The 18,385-nt window shown below is 33.9% G+C and carries 14 protein-coding genes; 9 read left to right on the top strand and 5 right to left on the bottom strand.

Annotated features, from left to right (window positions below; genetic code table 11):
* Positions 1-85 precede the first annotated feature (85 nt).
* Together QLQ96_RS15440 and QLQ96_RS15435 are read left to right on the top strand one after the other, a co-directional pair.
* Positions 86-706 (top strand): alpha/beta hydrolase, encoded by a 621-nt coding sequence (locus QLQ96_RS15440; protein WP_482491521.1) that lies wholly within the window; start codon positions 86-88, stop codon positions 704-706.
* Complete coding sequence (locus QLQ96_RS15435; protein WP_482491519.1) at positions 706-1,059, top strand: cupin domain-containing protein; 354 nt, start codon at positions 706-708, stop codon at positions 1,057-1,059. The genes QLQ96_RS15440 and QLQ96_RS15435 overlap by 1 nt, the downstream gene beginning before the upstream one ends.
* A gap of 275 nt (positions 1,060-1,334) precedes the next feature.
* On the opposite strand, the gene QLQ96_RS15430 is transcribed toward QLQ96_RS15435, so the two are convergent.
* Complete coding sequence (locus tag QLQ96_RS15430) at positions 1,335-2,909, bottom strand: sigma-54 interaction domain-containing protein (protein ID WP_482491518.1); 1,575 nt, start codon at positions 2,907-2,909, stop codon at positions 1,335-1,337.
* Positions 2,910-3,226: 317 nt separating this feature from the next.
* Between QLQ96_RS15430 and QLQ96_RS15425 the strand changes: the two genes are divergently transcribed.
* The 7 genes from QLQ96_RS15425 to QLQ96_RS15395 all read left to right on the top strand — a co-directional run bounded on the left by QLQ96_RS15425 (position 3,227) and on the right by QLQ96_RS15395 (position 11,411).
* On the top strand, positions 3,227-4,165 hold the full coding sequence (locus tag QLQ96_RS15425) for a ring-cleaving dioxygenase (protein ID WP_482491516.1): 939 nt from the start codon (positions 3,227-3,229) through the stop codon (positions 4,163-4,165).
* A gap of 226 nt (positions 4,166-4,391) precedes the next feature.
* A complete protein-coding gene (locus tag QLQ96_RS15420) occupies positions 4,392-5,027 on the top strand; it encodes a hypothetical protein (RefSeq protein ID WP_482491514.1) in 636 nt (211 codons plus the stop codon).
* Positions 5,028-5,299: 272 nt separating this feature from the next.
* Positions 5,300-6,454: a DUF4291 domain-containing protein gene (locus QLQ96_RS15415; RefSeq protein WP_482491512.1), complete on the top strand. Its 1,155-nt coding sequence runs from the start codon at positions 5,300-5,302 to the stop codon at positions 6,452-6,454.
* A gap of 192 nt (positions 6,455-6,646) precedes the next feature.
* Complete coding sequence (locus QLQ96_RS15410) at positions 6,647-7,783, top strand: hypothetical protein (protein ID WP_482491511.1); 1,137 nt, start codon at positions 6,647-6,649, stop codon at positions 7,781-7,783.
* Positions 7,784-8,137: 354 nt separating this feature from the next.
* A complete protein-coding gene (locus QLQ96_RS15405; RefSeq protein ID WP_482491509.1) occupies positions 8,138-8,287 on the top strand; it encodes a hypothetical protein in 150 nt (49 codons plus the stop codon).
* 82 nt (positions 8,288-8,369) lie between these two features.
* Positions 8,370-8,828, top strand: coding sequence for an SRPBCC family protein (locus QLQ96_RS15400; RefSeq protein ID WP_482491508.1), 459 nt, complete (start codon positions 8,370-8,372; stop codon positions 8,826-8,828).
* A 177-nt stretch (positions 8,829-9,005) separates the two neighbouring features.
* Complete coding sequence (locus tag QLQ96_RS15395) at positions 9,006-11,411, top strand: histidine kinase dimerization/phosphoacceptor domain -containing protein (protein WP_482491506.1); 2,406 nt, start codon at positions 9,006-9,008, stop codon at positions 11,409-11,411.
* A 6-nt stretch (positions 11,412-11,417) separates the two neighbouring features.
* Here the strand turns inward: QLQ96_RS15395 and QLQ96_RS15390 are convergent, their stop codons facing one another.
* From QLQ96_RS15390 to QLQ96_RS15375, 4 genes are all read right to left on the bottom strand, one after another.
* Positions 11,418-12,200 carry a hypothetical protein gene (locus tag QLQ96_RS15390; protein ID WP_482491505.1) on the bottom strand — a complete coding sequence of 261 codons (783 nt, stop codon included), beginning with the start codon at positions 12,198-12,200 and terminating at the stop codon, positions 11,418-11,420.
* 81 nt (positions 12,201-12,281) lie between these two features.
* A complete protein-coding gene (locus QLQ96_RS15385) occupies positions 12,282-13,691 on the bottom strand; it encodes an efflux transporter outer membrane subunit (RefSeq protein ID WP_482491503.1) in 1,410 nt (469 codons plus the stop codon).
* Between the two features lie 2 nt (positions 13,692-13,693).
* Positions 13,694-16,849 (bottom strand): efflux RND transporter permease subunit, encoded by a 3,156-nt coding sequence (locus QLQ96_RS15380; protein WP_482491502.1) that lies wholly within the window; start codon positions 16,847-16,849, stop codon positions 13,694-13,696.
* A 27-nt stretch (positions 16,850-16,876) separates the two neighbouring features.
* Positions 16,877-18,010, bottom strand: a complete 1,134-nt coding sequence (locus tag QLQ96_RS15375; protein ID WP_482491501.1) for an efflux RND transporter periplasmic adaptor subunit — start codon at positions 18,008-18,010, stop codon at positions 16,877-16,879.
* Positions 18,011-18,385: the final 375 nt, after the last annotated feature.

Below are 18,385 nucleotides of genomic sequence, written 5' to 3'. Positions count from 1 at the left end.
ATTTCTCCTTCGTCGAAATGACAAGATTGTGTAAATCTGTGTGGAACACTCATTCGTCAAACAATAATTAAAAAAACAAAACAACATGAATACAGATATTTTAACAGATGGTATTCCTTTAAATGAAGCTAAAAAAGCCTTGGTCATGATTCACGGACGCGGTGCTAGCGCTCATGATATTCTTTCGATTGCAAAACATCTTAAAGTTGATGATTTTGCATTAGTTGCGCCTCAGGCAGAAAACAGAACTTGGTATCCGTATTCTTTCTTAGCTCCTTTGGACGAAAATGAACCCTCATTTTCAAAATCAATAGAAGCTATACATCAAGTTGTCGTAGCGATACAGCAAAACGGAATCGAAAAAGAAAACATCTATTTCTTAGGATTTTCTCAAGGCGCTTGTCTTGCTTTGGAATTTACGACCAGAAATGCAGCAAAATATGGCGGAGTCGTAGCTTTCACAGGAGGATTAATTGGTGATAAAGTGTATGAAAACCATTATTCTGGAAACTTCGAAAATACACCAGTTTTTATCGGAACAAGCGATCCAGATTTTCACGTTCCTGTTGAAAGAGTCAATGAAACTGAAACGCTTATGGAAAAAATGGGCGCGGATGTGACTAAAAAAATCTACCCAAATATGGGACATACCATTAGTCAAGACGAAATAAATTGTGCCAATGCATTAATTTTCAATAAAAAATAATGTTTACGATAACTCGTGTTTACAGCGATGCCAACGGAGAAAGTCATTTTGAAGATTTTGAAGTTCCGTTGAAAAATAATGGCGATATCGGTTTTTTGTCGGATGATGAGCCTGTAAAATCGATCGTTTTTAGAGAAGTCAGTCCTTCTTATGATTACGATTTTCATAACGCTCCCGATCGCCAATATATTGTTTTGCTGGAAGGAGGCGTAGAAATTGAAACTTCATTAGGAGAAAAAAGAACGTTCCCAACTGGTTCTATTTTACTTGTAGAAGATACCACAGGAAAAGGTCACAAAACTAAAAACATTGAACCTAAACTAAGAAAATCTATTTTTATAAAGTTGGTTTAAAGACTTTGTTTCAAGTTTCAAGTTTCAAGTTTCTGCTGTACTTTGTCAAAGTTTGAAAGTTTGACAAAGTTGATTTTTTTTTTAAAACACATAGAAACATAGATTTTTTTAATCTTGAAAAGGCTACAAAAAGAAACTAGTTTCTAACACATAGCTCTATGTGAAATATTGCAAGTGAAACGCCTTTTTTCACAAACCAAAACTATGTTTCTATGTGTTTAAATTTAATAATTCTTCGCGAGAACTTTGTCAAAGTTTCACGTTTTCAAAAAACATCAATCTAAAAAATGATCTTTTTTAATTCCTAGTTTACGCATTCTAGAAGTCAATGTTGTAGAAGGCAAACCAAGTAAAACCGCCGCACCTTGCGGACCAGAAATTCGTCCGTTGCACTTTTTTATGACTTTTAGAATGTGCTCCTTCTCTACTTCTTGAAGCGTTTTGGTATAAAAATCATTTACTAAAGTATTAGAAGTAGTAATTATAATTTCAGGAAAAATCATTTCTTTGATCTTTTCGTCTTTGGCAAACAAAATGCTCCTTTCTACCATATTTTCAAGTTCGCGTACATTTCCAGGCCATGCATTGGCCATCATGCTGTTAAGTACTTTTTTAGAAAACCGTTTTACATTTTTCCCCATTTTTGTGGCATGTTTTTCCAAGAAAAAATGCCCCAAAACAGGAATGTCTTCTTTTCGGTCACGCAAAGCAGGAAGCTTGATTGGGTAAACATTCAATCGGAAATATAAATCGTTTCTAAAACGCTCGCCGTAAACTTCTTTTTCAAGTATTTTATTAGTTGCAGCGATCACTCTAGCATTCACTTTTATGCTTTTGTTTCCGCCCACTCTTTCAATTTCTTTTTCTTGTAAAACACGAAGTAGTTTCCCTTGCAATTCTAATGGCAACTCTCCTATTTCATCTAGAAAAATAGTACTGTTTTCGGCTAGTTCAAACTTACCGATTCTTTGTTCTGTAGCTCCAGTAAAAGCACCTTTCTCATGTCCAAATAATTCACTTTCGATCAAATTTTCGGGAATCGAAGCACAATTGACTTTAATCATTTTTTTGTTTGAAACCTCAGATAACTCATGAATTGCACTAGCTACGAGTTCTTTACCTGTTCCAGTTTCTCCCAAAATTAAAACAGTAGAATTTGAAGTTGCCACTTGCGAAATCAATTCGTAAACTTCTTTCATAGCATCGCTAGATCCTATAATTCCATGAAAACCTTCGTTCTTGTGACTGTTTTTTTCTTTCTTTTTTCCTGAAATATTCTTCTTCAATAATTCCAATTCGGTAAGAATGCTTTCATTTTGCTCTGTCAGCATAATGTTTCTAAGCGCAATAGAAAGCTGCATTGCAATTCCTCTTAAAATACGATTAGATTCTCTGTTGAAAGTTTTGGGATTTTTAAAGAAAAGAAAAAGCACATTTCGATTTCCTTTTATATAAGGAAGACCAATTCCGATTGCATTTTTAAAACCCTTTTTATAAATGTTCTGAATATAATCTGGATTCTTTGAATTTGATAAATCGAAGGAGACAATGTCGGCAGAATTGATACATTCATCAAAAAAGCCATCCTTTGTAGTGTACTTTTTTGAATCTGTATTTATCTCTTTTGAATGGAAAATGAAATATTCCTCTTTGCTTTCATCTGAAGAAGTTAAAATAAAGTCGTCAAATTGGAAATTATCTTTTAATATTCCGTCAACAAGAGCGCCAAATTCGTCTTTGTTTAAAACCCGAGAAAGTGCCGTACATATAGACATAATAAGCATTTGCTCATTTTCTCTTTCCTGCAATCTGTCTATTGTTATAGCTGCTTTATCTGTAGGTTTTTGCATAAACGGCATTTTTTTGTTGGTATTTTGGCGGGTGATAGCGTAAAAATAAGGAATCGCATTTAGTAAATAACTATCGATTTTCTAAATATGCCATTTTCAAATCATAAAATTACGATATATCGTATTTTCAAAAATTTACTTTTTCATCGAAAGCCTTGTTTTCTAAACCTTTTCAAAATCGGAATGTTATTTGGATCACTCTTGATATTCAAAAAACAGTGCAGTTTTATTTCTTAATCTAGGTTAATCGATGCAGAAGCATAACCGCCGTAAATTTGTAAAAGAAAAATCAAACAACAATTTAATATAAAAATACCATGGAAAATAAAATTTTAGGCTTACACCATATTACTGCAATTGCAGGTGACGCTAAACGCAATTTTGACTTTTATTCAAAAGTTTTAGGATTAAGATTCATTAAAAAAACGGTGAACTTTGACGATCCAGGAACATACCACTTTTACTTTGGTGACGAAGTAGGAAGCGCTGGAACTATTTTAACGTTCTTCCCTTGGGGAGCTGGAATTCAGCAAGGAAGAAAAGGTTCTGGAATGGCAACTGAAATTGGTTATTCTGTTCCAAAAGGAAGCCTTGATTTCTGGCAAAAACGTTTCGAGCAATACAATGTAATTTACAACAAACCAGCTGAAAAGTTCGGTGAAAAATATTTGACTTTCTTAGATCCAGACGGATTAAAATTGGAGCTAATCGAATCTAAAACAGACGATAACAGAAAAGCTTGGGAAACTGACGAAGTAAAAGCTGATGTAGCTACAAAAGGTTTTCATAACATTACTTTGACTTTAAACAGCATCAAAGCAACTGCTGCAATCTTAACTGATATTTTTGGTTATAAATTGATCGATCAGGATGTAAACCGTTACCGTTATGCTACAGATGCAGTTGAAAATGCTGCTATCGTTGACTTGGTAGAATTACCTGAAGAAAAAAGAGGTTTAAATGCTAACGGAACTGTTCACCACGTAGCTTTCCGTGTACAGAATGATGAAATCTTAATGAAATTCAGAGAAAAAATCGAAGACTACGGATTACAGATTACGCCGCAAATTGACAGACAATATTTCCACTCACTATATTTCAGAGAACCAGGAGGAGTTTTGTTTGAAATTGCAACAGATAATCCTGGATTTACAGTAGACGAAAGCTTAGAAGAATTAGGTCAAAACTTGAAACTTCCAGCTCAATATGAGTCTCAAAGAGAAGCGATTGAAAAACATTTGGTTAAAATAAACTAATTCAAATGCTAAACTGGGTTCATCCCGAATAACACAACTATTTTGAAAAAGCTGTCCTGATTTGGGATGGCTTTTTTTGTTCAATGATTTGTAAGGGCTTTGATTTGTAGTAAAACTTCTTATATTTACTTGCAAATTATTAAATAGCGACAATTCACCTGTTTTCGGATGTATTGTCGTTTGTAGCGAGTATATACAAGTTGGCGGTAATTTTGAGAAAATTGAGATGATAAAAGAAAATTCAGGGAAAATATATAGATTTAAACTTGACCATAATCAAGGATATGGTTTTGCGGAAGTTTATGATTTTACAGATTTTTATGAATTTGATGGTAGAATTATTTACGTATATAATTTAGTTGACGAAGAAGCAAAAACAAAATACAATTTAGAAAATATTCATAAATCAGGAATTGCAATTGGTCCGATAAGAATGATGCATTTTCCAGGGACAAGAGGAAAATATGCTTCAAAATATATTGGACAAAGAAGTGACTTTTTGATAACTGAAATTCCAATCACAAAAGAATTAAATGCAAAAATTATTGATGAAAGTAATTGGAATGATTTTAAGCATTGGTATCGTTCAGACAACTTTAAAAACGGAGACTTTATATTCTCTAGTTACGCTGAATTAAGAGACTTAGAAACAAGAATACTATCGTCAATAGTTTCTCTAACTATTAAATTTACAATGAAAAAGTTAATTGATAATGGGAAAAATGTTATAGAATATTATGATTTAAACGAAATCGGAAATTACAATATGTTTATTCAATTAATAAATACATACTATTCGTTGGAAAAAGCAACCGAATTATTAAGTAAAATTAAAAATCCATATAAAAAGCAAACCAATTAAAAAGAGAAAAACTACCGCCAACAGCTACTGCAATGGATTTAGGCAATAGACTTAATGGAAAGATGATTTTGTATTTTGAATGATTTTAGCAAATCCGAATAATGAACTTAATTTAATCCCAAAACCCGATAGCGCGGATTTACAAATCCGTGCTGACAGTGTTAGGATTATCTGCTCAATAAAACAAAAATAAACTTGAATAGCACATCAAATTATCAGAAATTAAAACTTTTGAAGAACTTGATATGCATTTTATAATAATCTTAATAAAAATGAACCTAAAGACAATTCAACATCATAGCTATGAGAAAGGACTTCCGCAAGAAGGAAATTTTATACTAGGACAGAAAAGTGGATCCAATATTTTTGTATATCAAGCATTCAATGATAGCATTGCAGATTATGCCATAAAAAATCAAAAATTCGGAGGAACAGATTACAGCTTCGAGAGAATGACTTGGATAAAGCCTAACTTTTTGTGGATGATGTACAGAAGTGATTGGGCAGAAAAAGATAGCAATCAAAGTCGGATTTTAGCTATTGAGATGACTTTTGAAGGTTTCGAAGAACTTCTCGCTGATGGTGTTTTGACAAGCTACGACAAATCATACGGAGATGAATCAACATGGCGAGAAAATCTAAGCAATAGCGATGTAAGGATTCAGTGGGATCCAGACCACAATTTTAAAGGAGAAAACCTAAAACGTAGAGCCGTTCAAATCGGAATTAAAAATGAGGCGTTGCAAAAATTCAATAACGAGTACATAAAATCAATCCAAGATATTACCGCTTTTGTAAAAGAACAAAAAACGAAAATTGATAGTGGAAGCGAATGGTTTTATGTAATGAATGAATCCATAATTGAAGTCAACAACGCTTTAAAAAAGAAATTTTCAATTCCTGAAGTATTTCGCACGCCATTTGTAGAAGGAATAATTTCAGAATTCAATAATAAAAAGACAATCGACCAAGCAAATTTTGAGAAGTTGTTACTTTACAGTGACCACCCTGAAAGAGATGAATTTGTTGGTTATGTGAAAAATTACAAAAATACCGAACTATCAAGATATCTATTAAAAACTGCCATTGCTTACAGAAGAGATCATGAACTAGGAGAATTTGATTGTATGTGCGAAGATCTTTTAACGTTTAGTTACTTTGCCAGCAAAAATAAAGATGCAATTGATCTTCATTTAATTTTGAAAGCTAAAATGGTTGACTTTGACACTTGGTGTGGATTTGACGGTGAAATGATTTTTTATCCATTGGGTCTTCAACCAACAAAAGAGTATATAGCAGCGAATAAAGAATTTCTGGAGGAAAATATTGAAGGCTTTGGACTCGAAACGGCCGACTATTTTATTGAATCTTTTAATGAAGAATATGTTTATAAAAAAATTCATAGTAGAGCTTTTTGGTATTTTTGATCCTCCGCTGCCGCAAGCGTCTCGCTGGTGAATGTTGAGTTATATTCCAAAAAAAAATGCTTACATAAAACGACTTTTGAAATTCATATAAACTATCAGGGAGTTGCAGACATGAAAATTAGTCAAAAAAATTAGTAGAAATAGCCAAAACAAAAGATTATAAGTCAATTTAAATAAACAAGATAATACAAAATGAAAAAAATAAAATTCGTACTTCTTACATTGTTCATTGCAAATTGTAATTATGCTCAAAACATATTACTAGACAGTTTAGTTCAAAAAAATGTTTTTCCTTTCCAAATTGATAAAAACATTTCTTTTCAAGGAAAAGGATGGGATGTTTTACTAAACGAAATAAAACAAACTAATTGCGTGTTGCTGGGAGAAACTCATTTTACAAACGAAGTTCCTTATTTCACTAATGCGATTACCAATGAGGTTAAATTTGACAATTATTTTCTTGAAGTCGATCCTTATTCAGTAGATATAATTGAAACAAAAATTAAGTCTTTACCTAATGAAAAACTTGATCTTTTTGTTAAAGAATATAGTTCAAACTTTTCTTTTTTACAGTATGATCCCGAATTTACTCTGTTTAAGGATTTAGTAAAACGTAATACCAAAATACATGGTGTTGAACAAGTTAGCATTTTTGCAGATCAAATGATAATTTCAAATTTAAAAGAAAGTTCTAAAAATAAAAAAGTGATTGAAATATATGAGCAAATGCTTCATAATTCCAAACTACTTGCGTCTAAAGATGGTTTGGAAAAGTACTATATGCTTTCAGAAGATTGCCTTCAAAAAATAAATTTGTTGTTAACATTAAAACTTTCTGACAAAGAGCGAAAGCAAATTGAAGACCTAAAGTTAAGCAGAGAAATTTATAGTAATAGAAATCATGTCTTGAGGATTCAACTGATGAAAAACATCTTAGTAAACCAAATGCCGGATTGGGAAAACAAAAAAAATCTTTTCAAATTTGGTGCGGTTCATCTGCCAAAAGGTGAAACTATATTAACAAAAACTGATATTTATGATATTGGCAACTTAATTTCTAATATTGAAGATGCACATTTTAGAAAATCGTTACATATAATGCTTATCGGAAAAGGAGAAGATAAAGATGATGAGTCTAGTTTTAAATCTTTTCTAAATTTGGCAAAAGACGAACAATGGTACTGTTTTGATTTAAGACCTTTAAAAAAATCTATTTTACAAAACAAGCTAAAAATCGATGATGTATACTTATCAAGAACTATAAAGGGTTATGATTATCTTATTTATATTCCTAAAGTAACTAAAAGTAAAGATATCTCGATTGAATAATATATAATCTCCGCGCTAGCAGCTGAACTATCATTAATAATCAAAAAAATGAAAAAACTCATTACCTCAATTTTTATGATATGTTTTACAACACTATCATTCGGACAAAGCGCAACCAAAACCGACAAAGCGCAAATAAAACAATTAATTATTGAATCTTTTGACGAAATTTGATCTAAATTAGATGCTAAAAAAATTGACAAATACTACACAAAAGATTTTCTTCTTTTAGAAAATGGAGAAATATGGAACAATGACTCTATTGCAAATTATTTAAAAAGGGCCATACTTGATAAACCGATTCCGAAACGAGTAAACTCAATTGAAGTTATTGAAATTAAGATCTTAAACAAAATGGCATGGATTGCATACAAAAACCAAGCTGTATTTTCTTTTGATGATAAAACTAGCAAAATGTATTGGTTAGAAAGTGCGACCCCAATTTTAACAAAAAACGGATGGAAATTAGAAATGTTACATTCTACCAGAACGAAAAATGAATAAAAACTAACGCCAATAAAGTGATTGCAAAAAATTAAGTTACTGAATATCAAACTAATTTATAAACTTTTAAAATATAGAAGCCATGCAAAAACTAAAATTCAAAAAAGAAATAAATGCATCTGCTCAAAAAGTATATGAAACGATGCTCGGCTTAAAGGACAAAGCCACTTATGAATATTGGGTAGCAATTTTTAACCCTACTTCTACTTATGAAGGCAGTTGGGACAAAGGAAGTAAAATCCGTTTTGTTGGAACAGATGAAAACGGTAATAAAGCCGGAATGGTTTCGGAAATTGCAGAAAATAAACCTGCTGATTTTGTTTCCATTCGTCATTACGGTTTTTTGGATGGAGATACCGAAGTAACCACAGGCGAACAAGTTGAAAAATGGGCCGGCGGACATGAAAATTACACTTTTGAGGAAAATAACGGCGTTACAACCGTAACCGTAGAAATGGACACTATTGATGAATATTTAGATTATTTCAATACTACTTATCCAAAAGCGATGGACAAATTAAAAGAAATTTCAGAGCAGTAAAAACTGAAGCTGACTTCTCAAACATAATATTTTAGAAAAGCTGTCTAGATTCTAGGCGGCTTTTTTTTATAATTATTTCATCACATAATCCTTTTTTCGAAGCAAAAAAATATGGCATAAAATGTTTTCTAAACACTTTTAAAACTATTAGCTTTACCCTTCCAAACACTCCAAAACATGAAAAAAGTAATTTTCTTACTTTTACTAACTTTTTGTACCACACCTTTTTTCAGTCAAAATGAAGGCAATAAACTTAAGCTTCAGAAAAATAGATTGATGCTGCATAACGTTGCTATTTATCTTCGAAATGTTAGCCAAGGTTCTATAGATATTGACAGTGCAATGATTTTAGCATGCAAGGCGAACAAACTTCCGTACACGCTTGCCAACGACGAAGGTTATAATGACGGATCCAACTTTCCAGGAAATAATTTAATCACCAATAATTATGCTCGCGGAGCAGAATTGCTATTGCCAAGATTAAATACAGTCGATCAAATTAAATTGTCTTTGCAAATTGGGAGTTTTTACCTTTTTAAAGCCGGTGCCAAAAAAGATGATCTCAAAAATGCGCTTTTGTATATTAATAAAGCTCAAAAACTGGCAGAAAAAACCAAAATTCAAAAGTGGTATTTTCAATCTAAATTTCTACTTGCCAAATATTATTACCAAGCAGACAAACCGCAATTGAGCAGCACAATTTTTTTGCAATTAGTTAATGCCGCAAGAAAAACCCAAAATGAGAAATTATTAGCAGAAGCAATTGATAACCAAGGTACTTTTATGCCTGATAGCAATAAAGAAAAAGCGGTTATTCTTGCCGAGGCTTTAGCTATTTATAAAAAAACAGGCAACAAAGAAAAAGAGATTGAAACCTACATGAAAATAATTCCTGTGCATTTTTGGACTGGCAAAATGAAATTGGCAAAAGAAGAATTGCTTATAAGCCTTAATCTTCAGAAAAAAAATGGTTTTCTATACACACAGTATACCGAAACCACTATTTCGTATATTGAACTATTCCACAACAATTACAAAAATGCACTTTATTATGCCTTGGAAAGCGTTAGTTCGATGGAGAAAACGAAAGATTATGCTTTTGCAGATAGCTTTTACATACGCCTAGGCAACGTTTATAACAGCACAGGCTATTATGACGATGCTATTAAATATTATCAGAAGGGAATTGAGTATAATCAAAGAGAAATTAATGCAGGAACTTGGTATAAAAGTTTTTTTGGCGCTTTAAGATCATTAATGGATAATTCTAAATACTCTGAAGCTTTAAAATATCTGGAAACCAATTCTAAAAAATATCCGCCAAAAAACAATTTGGATAATATGATTCTAAATCAGCTTAAGGCGCGCTGTTATGAAGAGTTAGGAAAATTAAAAGAAGCCGAAGCCAGTTATAAAAAACTTGAATTTTTTGCAGAAAGATTAAATTCACCAGAAACAATCAAAGATGTTGCAGACTGCTACTCGATCATGGCTTTGTTTTATGTCAAGATTAATAAGCCTCATAAAGCAAAAGAAATTACGGATCGAATTATCTCAAAAGCTAATAGTACAGAAGGTTACAGCCGTCACAATTTAGAGCTTGCTCTATTTAAAATTGATTCGCTAAACGGAAATTACCTTTCTGCCATGAAGCATATGGAAATTTATAATCGAATTCAGGATTCGATGGATAACATTAGTAAAAACCGTGATTATGAAAATTTGAAATTCAGGTTCGAAACTAGTGCTAAAGTACAGAATATAAAATCTTTAAAGCAGCAGACCAATCTTCAGAAACGTGAATTGCATTCGTCCAGACTTTTAAACACCATTTCTATCAGCAGTTTATTTTTATTGCTGATTATCATTATTTTATTGTACAACAGAGCTAAAATCAAACAGCGTAATACTAGCCGACTGCAATTAAAAGAAAAAGAAATCAAGCTTAAAAATGTAAAATTGGAGCGTTTGGTTGAAGAAAAAGAATGGCTTTTGAAGGAAATTCACCATCGTGTAAAAAACAATCTTCAAACAGTAATTAGTCTTCTGAACTCGCAATCTTCTTATTTGAAAGATGATTTGGCTATTTCTACCATTAAAAATAGCCAAAACAGAATTTATGCGATGTCGCTGATTCATCAGAGATTATATCAGGAAGATAATGTTTCTATGATTAATATGCCCGATTACTGCAATGAATTGGTCGAATATTTAAAAGAATCTTTCAATGCGGAACACATTCATTTTGAAGTTGAAATTGCTTCAATAGAATTGGATATTTCTCAAGCAATTGCTGTCGGATTAATTACTAACGAAATCATAACGAATTCGATAAAATACGCTTTTAAGGAAAATTCAAATTGCGTCATTCGACTTTGTTTATCTGAAATAAGGGAAAATTGCTATAGGCTCGAGGTTTCTGATAACGGAATTGGAATACCCGATATCGAAGAATTGCAAAATAGCAATTCGTTTGGAATGACGCTTATATACGGTTTAAGCAATACGCTTGAAGGTGATTTATCTATTAAAAATGAAAATGGACTTAGTTTTCAATTGGTTTTCAAAAAGGATTTTAGATAAAAAAAACTAGTTTTCAGCGGCCATTAATTCTATTTTCGCCATGATTAAGGCGAGGTTATTTTCTAAAGAAATCCTTCCGTCACGCCACTCTCTTTTATTGGATCCTCTTGAAATTCTAAAAATAAAATCACCAGTAAAAATGTAACCAGAAGTTTCTCTTAAACCGCTTTTGGTTACTCTTTTCTGAGCTTCTCTTAAATCTATTTTTATTTCATTTTCGTTTTCAAAAACAATAGTTTCCAAACCATCAAGACCTTTTCTAAATTCATGCCCGCGATATTGAATGAGTTTTATAAAAGTATTCATAAACAGTAAAGCTCGATTTCTGCTTTCTTCAGAAACATTTAGATTAAGAATCTCAAGCACATCTGGCTGAATATCTTTATTTGAAATTTTATTTTCCCAATATTGTTTTGTGGTCAAAATAATCTCAAGCGGATTTTCCAGCTGATCGCTAATGGTCAACGGAGCATGAACATCGTTTTTTATACTTTGAGCCAAATCCAATAAAGGCGTAGAATTTGAAGGAATTCTAAATTGCATTTCGTACGTTTTTTTCAAAATTGCAATCTCATTATTTCCTTTAAAATCTAATGAAAGCGGCGGAACATTTTTTCTCTTATAACCTGGTCCAATCCAATATCTGTTTTTAGGAAGCGGAATATTCATTTTTTCACAAGCATCTTTAATTCCCATACTGGAAATTTCATAATGTTTTGCAATCTGCGGAATTGGAAATTTCCAAACCAAAGTATAAAGTTCTGATCGGGTAAAAGTAATTTTGTCCATAAACCAGTATGATCAATTCAAAAGAAAATTCACCATCTCCATAATTGCTTACAGAAATGGTGAATTAAAAAAAATTAAGTACTACTCTACTCCGCCTCCTAAAGCACGGTACAGGTTAATTGCCGCATTCAGTTTTTCGAGTTTTATTGTTACCAGATCCAATTCGTTTTGAAGCGAACTGTTCTGAGCTGCAATTACTTCTAGATAATTCGCCATTCCGCTTTTGTAAAGCAAAGAAGCATCGGAAGTCGCTTTTTCTAACGACTCTGCTTTATCTTTCGCTAAAATGATACGTTCGTCAGCATATTTTAATCTTGACGTCGCGTCATTCACTTCGCCAACTGCCGTTATAAAAGATTGTTTGAATTGCACAACTGCTTTTTCTTGTTCTAAAACAGCAACTTCATAAGCCGTTCGCAAAGCTTTTTTTCTAAAAATTGGCTGTGCTAAATTGGCTGCAATCGTTTTGGTAACCGAACCTGGAAAATTAAACCAATTGTCAAATTCAAAAGAGTTTATTCCAATTGACGGACTTAAACTTAAAGTTGGATACATCGTTGCTTTTGCCAATCCTGTTTTGGCATTGGCAGACATAACCGCATATTCGCTAGCTTTTACATCTGGTCTTCTGCTTAAAAGCAAAGCTGGAATTCCTGACGGAAAAAGTACTGAAACTTCAGCCGCATCAATATTTCCTGCTCTTTCAATTTTATCTGGATATTCTCCGCATAAAATCTGTAAAGCATTTTCTTGAACCGCAATATTCGCTTTCGCTAAAGGCACTAGCAACTCAGCAGTTTTCTTCTGAGCTTCAGTCTGATTAACTGCCAACGAACTAATCGAACCCGATTTGTACTGCAATTCCATCATGCCCAAAGTATTCGTGCTCAATTCGATATTTTTCTCTGCAATTTTCAGCTGTTCATCCAATCCTAAAAGATTGTAATAAGATTGCGCAACTTGAACAATAATTCGAGTTTTTAACGCCGAAAGATTCTCTTTTTGAGCAAAATAAGTTGCTTTAGCGTCTCTTTTCTGCATTGCTACTTTTCCCCAAATATCAACTTCCCAAGAAAGACGCAGATTCGCACTGTAATCATCCATATAATCTTTACCAATAAATTGTTGGCTTAAAGATCCGTTTAGTGAATTTTTAGAAGGATAAGAACGGCTCGCTCCAGCATCGAAATCTAATGTGGGTAATAACGATAATTTGACTTGTTTATAACTGAGGTCGAGCTGTTCCATGCTTTTCATGGCAATGATCACTTCATTGTTTTTGACTAAAGCTTTTTCAATCAAAGCCACCAATAAAGGATCTTTGTAATAGCTTTTCCACGGAAGTAAAACCGTGTCTCCAGTAACCGCGACTTCTTCGCGATATTTTTCTGGAGCTTGTAAATCTGTACGAGAATATTTTTTCCCTACCACACACGACGTCATGACCGCTCCGGTAAGTAAAACCATTCCTATTTTATATACTGTTTTCATTCTTATTCTTTTATCGTTTGAACTTGAGTTGCGATTTTTTTCCTTGATACTTTTTCCTGTAAATATTGGAATACAATGAAAAGCAACGGAATCACAAAAATTCCTAGAATAACACCGCTAAACATTCCTACTGCGGCGCTGACACTGATTGATCGGTTTCCAACTGCAGTTCCTCCAGAAGCAAACATCAACGGAATCATACCTACAATAAAAGCTAGCGAAGTCATGATAATTGGTCGTAACCTTGATCTTGATCCTTCAATCGCAGCTTCGATTATCGTTAATCCTGCAAGACGTCTTTGTAAAGCAAATTCGACAATCAAAATGGCGTTTTTCGCGAGAAGTCCGACCAACATGATTAATCCAACCTGAACATAAATATTGTTGTCCAAACCAACTGCTTTAATTCCGGCAAAAGCTCCTAAAATTCCTGTCGGGATAGAAAGCAATACCGCAAGAGGCAATAAATAACTTTCGTATTGAGCTGCAAGCAAGAAGAATACAAACAATAGACATAACCCAAAAATGGCAACTGTCTGACTTCCTCCTGCTTTTTCCTCTAAACTTAAACCGGTCCATTCGTAACTGTAGTCAGATGGAAGTTTATCTAAAACTTGCTCTAGATTCCCCATAATTTGTCCGTTACTATAACCTGGCAAAGCCATCGCAGTAATATTTACCGAATTATAAAGGTTGTAACGATTCACCGATTCTGGACCGTACACTTTGTGGAATTTCACAATCGATTTTACTGGAACCATTTGCATGTCAGCATTTCTTACGAAAATCTCATTAAACGCATCTTCGTCCATTCTAAAAATACCATCAGCTTTTACATTAACTCTGTAAAACTTACCAAATCGGGTAAAATCTGAAGATTGATCTCCTGCAAAATAAGTTTGAATGTTTCCTAAAAGTTCTTTTACATTCACCCCCATTTGGCGCGCTTTGTCTTCATCAACTTCCAATTCCAATTGCGGATAATCGGCTCTAAAAGTCGTGTAAGCGTATTGAACACCTGGCTGCTGCATAATTTGAGCAATCACTTTATCAGACATCTTTTTTAAAGTTTCTGGATCTCTTGCCATTCTATCTTGCAACACGATCTCAGCACCACTTGTTACCCCAAATCCTTCAACTGGAGGCATTCTGAAAACCATAACCTGACCTTCTTTAATTGCAGCTAATTTGGCTGTAACGCTATTTAAAATTTCATCAATATCCTTAACTTCACCTCTTTCTTTTTTAGGTTTTAGCTTGATAAATCCTAAACCGTAAGCTGTACTGGCACTATTACTCAAAATGTTAAATCCTGTAATACTTGTATTAACATCAATAGCTTTTTCTGTTTCTAATATTTTCTCCATTCTCTCCACCACTGCAGTTGTACGATCCAACGCTGTTCCTGGAGGCATAGATAAACTGTACACCATGAATCCGTCATCTTCTAGAGGAACGAAACTTTTTGGAGTTGACATCATCATGTAAACCGCAATAGCTGTGATTCCAGTTACTAAACCGGCAGCAATCCATTTTTTTCCAATTAAGAAACGAACGCCTTTAATATATCTTCCCGTTAAATTGTCGAAACTTGAATTAAATCCAACGAAAAAGCGCTCTTTAAAAGTTGTTTTCTCATGATGATCACCATGCTTTCCACCATGATTCTTTAGCAAAAGCGCACATAATGCAGGCGTTAGCGTTAAGGCATTTACAGCAGAAATGATAATCGCAATTGCCAATGTATAAGCAAATTGTTTGTAGAAAATTCCTGAAGATCCTGTCATAAATCCGATCGGAATAAATACGGCAGACATGACCAAAGTAATCGAAATTACCGCTCCTGTAATTTCTGCCATCGCACCGTGTGTAGCATCTTTAGCTGAAATTTCTGGATCTTCTTCCATCTTACTGTGAACGGCTTCGACGACGACAATCGCATCATCTACCACAATTCCGATGGCTAATACCAAGGCAAAAAGTGTTAAGATGTTAATCGTAAATCCGAAAACTAGAAGGAAGAAAAACGTTCCTACAATCGCTACAGGTACTGCAATCGCTGGAATAATCGTCGAGCGAATGTCCTGAAGGAAAATAAACACTACAATAAATACCAGAATAAACGCTTCAAATAAAGTCGATTTTACCTGACCTGTTGCTTCGTCCAATCTATCTTTGGTACTCATTACGTTAACGTATTTAATACCTGGAGGAAAAGATTTAGACAGTCGTTCCACCTCTTTATTAATTCCGATTTCGATGTCGTTAGCGTTTGAACCCGAAGTTTGTAAAATTGCCATCGTAACAGCATTTTTACTGTTCGATTTATTATCACCGCTGTATGAAATAGAACCAAATTCAACTCGTGCAACATCTTTCAATCTTAAAACATTGCTGCCAACATTTTTGACGACAATATTTTCATATTGCTCGGGCTTGTTCTTTTTTCCTTTATAACGAATTACATATTCTAAAGCCGCCTTAGATTCTTCTCCCAATTTACCTGGAGCCGATTCTAAACTTTGCTCTGCAATGGCTTGCGTAACATCTGAAGGCACTAAACCTGCATTTGCCATTTTACGCGGATCCAACCAAACACGCATCGAATAATCTTTCTGTCCGAAAATCTGAACTTGTCCAACTCCTGGAACACGTTTCATTTGAGGAACTAAGTTGATATTCGCGTAATTCTGCAAGAACAATTCGTCGTATTTGCTATTATCATCTGTATACAAGTTGAAAATAACAATCATACTATTCTGCTGTTTCGAAGTCGTTAATCCCATTCGGATAACCTCTTGAGGCAGTTTTGGAGTCGCTTGCTGTACTCTATTTTGAACGTTTACCGCAGCCTGATCTGGATCAATTCCTTGTTTAAAAATTACACTGATAGAAAAAGATCCATCATTACTTGCAGTCGATTTAATGTACTGCATGTTCTCTACTCCATTAATCTGTTCTTCTAAAGGCGTTACTACCGAACGAATTACGGTTTCACTGTTTCCTCCTGGATAAGAACCGCTTACCATAACGGTTGGTGGCGAAATATCTGGGAATCGCGTTACAGATAATCGGGTAAGACCTATAATCCCCAGTATAACCAGTACAATAGAGATAACTGTGGCCAATACTGGCCTGTCTATTATTTTCTTTAACATGGAAATGTTATTTTATTAAATGAAAAATTATTTACTGCTTGCGTTTTTAGCAGCGATTTTTGGAACGACTTCCATTCCATCATAAAGTACATCGATAGAATTCAGTGCTACTTTATCTCCTGGTTTTAATCCAGATTTTACGAAATAATCTACTCCAGCGCTTCCAGCAATTTCAATTGGAACCATGGCTACTTTGTTTCCGTCTTTTAGAATGAAAACAAAGAATTTATCTTGAATATCCTTCACACTTGCCATCGGAACTGTAATTACAGACGATAAACTTTTGTTCAACACAATTCTCGCAGAACCTCCCGCACGCAATTGCTTTTTCGGATTTGGGAATATGGCTTTTAATGCAATTGTTCCTGTTGCACGATCGATATTTCCACTGGCAACTTCCAGTTTTCCTTTTTGATCGTATTCGCTATCATCAGCCATAATTAAACTTACGGTCTGATTGTTTTTAGCATCTTTCGAAAAGGCTAAATAATCGGCTTCTGTCAACGAAAAATAAACAAAGACGCTATTAATCTCCGATAGAACAGTCAACGGAACGGCATCTGTTGGCGTTACTAAATTTCCAATTCGGTTTGGAATACGGCTAATATAGCCGCTTACAGGAGCTTTAATCAAAGAGAAATCGGCATTAATCTGAGATGATCCTAAAGCGGCTTTAGCCTGTGCTACTTGTGCAGTTGCGGCTTCGTAATTGGCTTGTGCTGTTTTTAGCTGCATGTCTGAGAATACTTTTCCTTCAACCAAAGGTTTGATTTTCTCTACTTCCAGTTTTGCATTTGCCTGATTTGCCAAAGCGCTTTTATACGCTGCACGGCTGTTGTTTACTTGTTCGGCGTAAACATCACCTTTAATTTTAAAAAGAGATTGTCCTTTGCTTACGTAATCTCCTTCTTTTACATAAATCGCTTCAAGATAGCCTGAAACTTGGGCTTTTATATCAACGTTTACAGCACCTTCGACTGTTCCTGGATATTTTTTTTCTACTTCTCCTGTTGCTGAATTGGTCTGAAGAAAGTCAACTTCTGGCTTTGGAGGAGCCATTTGCGCATCTCCGCTTTTCCCGCATGAAAAAAGGGAAAGAGTTATCAATAAAATTGCAATTCTGCCAATTGCTTTATTATTTTTAAAAAACTGTTTTGTCATTTTACTTTTCATTTTTAAATGAATTACCTCAAATTTGGGCGCAAAATAACAGCAGAAAAGGACTTTTTTAGGGAAGAAAGTTACCCAAACGACATTTTTCGACACCGAAACGGACGGGGTTTGTTTTTGCCGCTAAGACGCAAAGTCGCTAAGTTTTTTTCTGCCACGAATTCACGAATTTTCTCTAATTAAAATTATTGTGTGAAATACTGGCGAGATAATTTCTCGAATTTTTATTTCTCCTTCGTCGAAATTGACAAAATGAGCGTAAAACATCGTAAATAGAGGAAAAAATTAGCGGAAATTCGTGGCAAAAAAACTTCGCACCTTCGTAGCAAAAAAAAATCGTGAATTCGTGGCGAAAAAAAACTTAGT

The sequence above is a fragment of the Flavobacterium sp. B167r genome, assembly GCF_056824315.1.
Note: the sequence above shows the minus strand (reverse complement) of the source record. Positions and strands in the feature narration are given on the sequence as shown.

Coding starts and splice junctions, on each gene's coding strand:
- QLQ96_RS15440 (WP_482491521.1), top strand. CDS start 86: ATGAATACAGATATTTTAACAGATGGTATTCCTTTAAATGAAGCTAAA.
- QLQ96_RS15435 (WP_482491519.1), top strand. CDS start 706: ATGTTTACGATAACTCGTGTTTACAGCGATGCCAACGGAGAAAGTCAT.
- QLQ96_RS15430 (WP_482491518.1), bottom strand. CDS start 2,909: ATGCAAAAACCTACAGATAAAGCAGCTATAACAATAGACAGATTGCAG.
- QLQ96_RS15425 (WP_482491516.1), top strand. CDS start 3,227: ATGGAAAATAAAATTTTAGGCTTACACCATATTACTGCAATTGCAGGT.
- QLQ96_RS15420 (WP_482491514.1), top strand. CDS start 4,392: ATGATAAAAGAAAATTCAGGGAAAATATATAGATTTAAACTTGACCAT.
- QLQ96_RS15415 (WP_482491512.1), top strand. CDS start 5,300: ATGAACCTAAAGACAATTCAACATCATAGCTATGAGAAAGGACTTCCG.
- QLQ96_RS15410 (WP_482491511.1), top strand. CDS start 6,647: ATGAAAAAAATAAAATTCGTACTTCTTACATTGTTCATTGCAAATTGT.
- QLQ96_RS15405 (WP_482491509.1), top strand. CDS start 8,138: ATGGCATGGATTGCATACAAAAACCAAGCTGTATTTTCTTTTGATGAT.
- QLQ96_RS15400 (WP_482491508.1), top strand. CDS start 8,370: ATGCAAAAACTAAAATTCAAAAAAGAAATAAATGCATCTGCTCAAAAA.
- QLQ96_RS15395 (WP_482491506.1), top strand. CDS start 9,006: ATGAAAAAAGTAATTTTCTTACTTTTACTAACTTTTTGTACCACACCT.
- QLQ96_RS15390 (WP_482491505.1), bottom strand. CDS start 12,200: ATGGACAAAATTACTTTTACCCGATCAGAACTTTATACTTTGGTTTGG.
- QLQ96_RS15385 (WP_482491503.1), bottom strand. CDS start 13,691: ATGAAAACAGTATATAAAATAGGAATGGTTTTACTTACCGGAGCGGTC.
- QLQ96_RS15380 (WP_482491502.1), bottom strand. CDS start 16,849: ATGTTAAAGAAAATAATAGACAGGCCAGTATTGGCCACAGTTATCTCT.
- QLQ96_RS15375 (WP_482491501.1), bottom strand. CDS start 18,010: ATGACAAAACAGTTTTTTAAAAATAATAAAGCAATTGGCAGAATTGCA.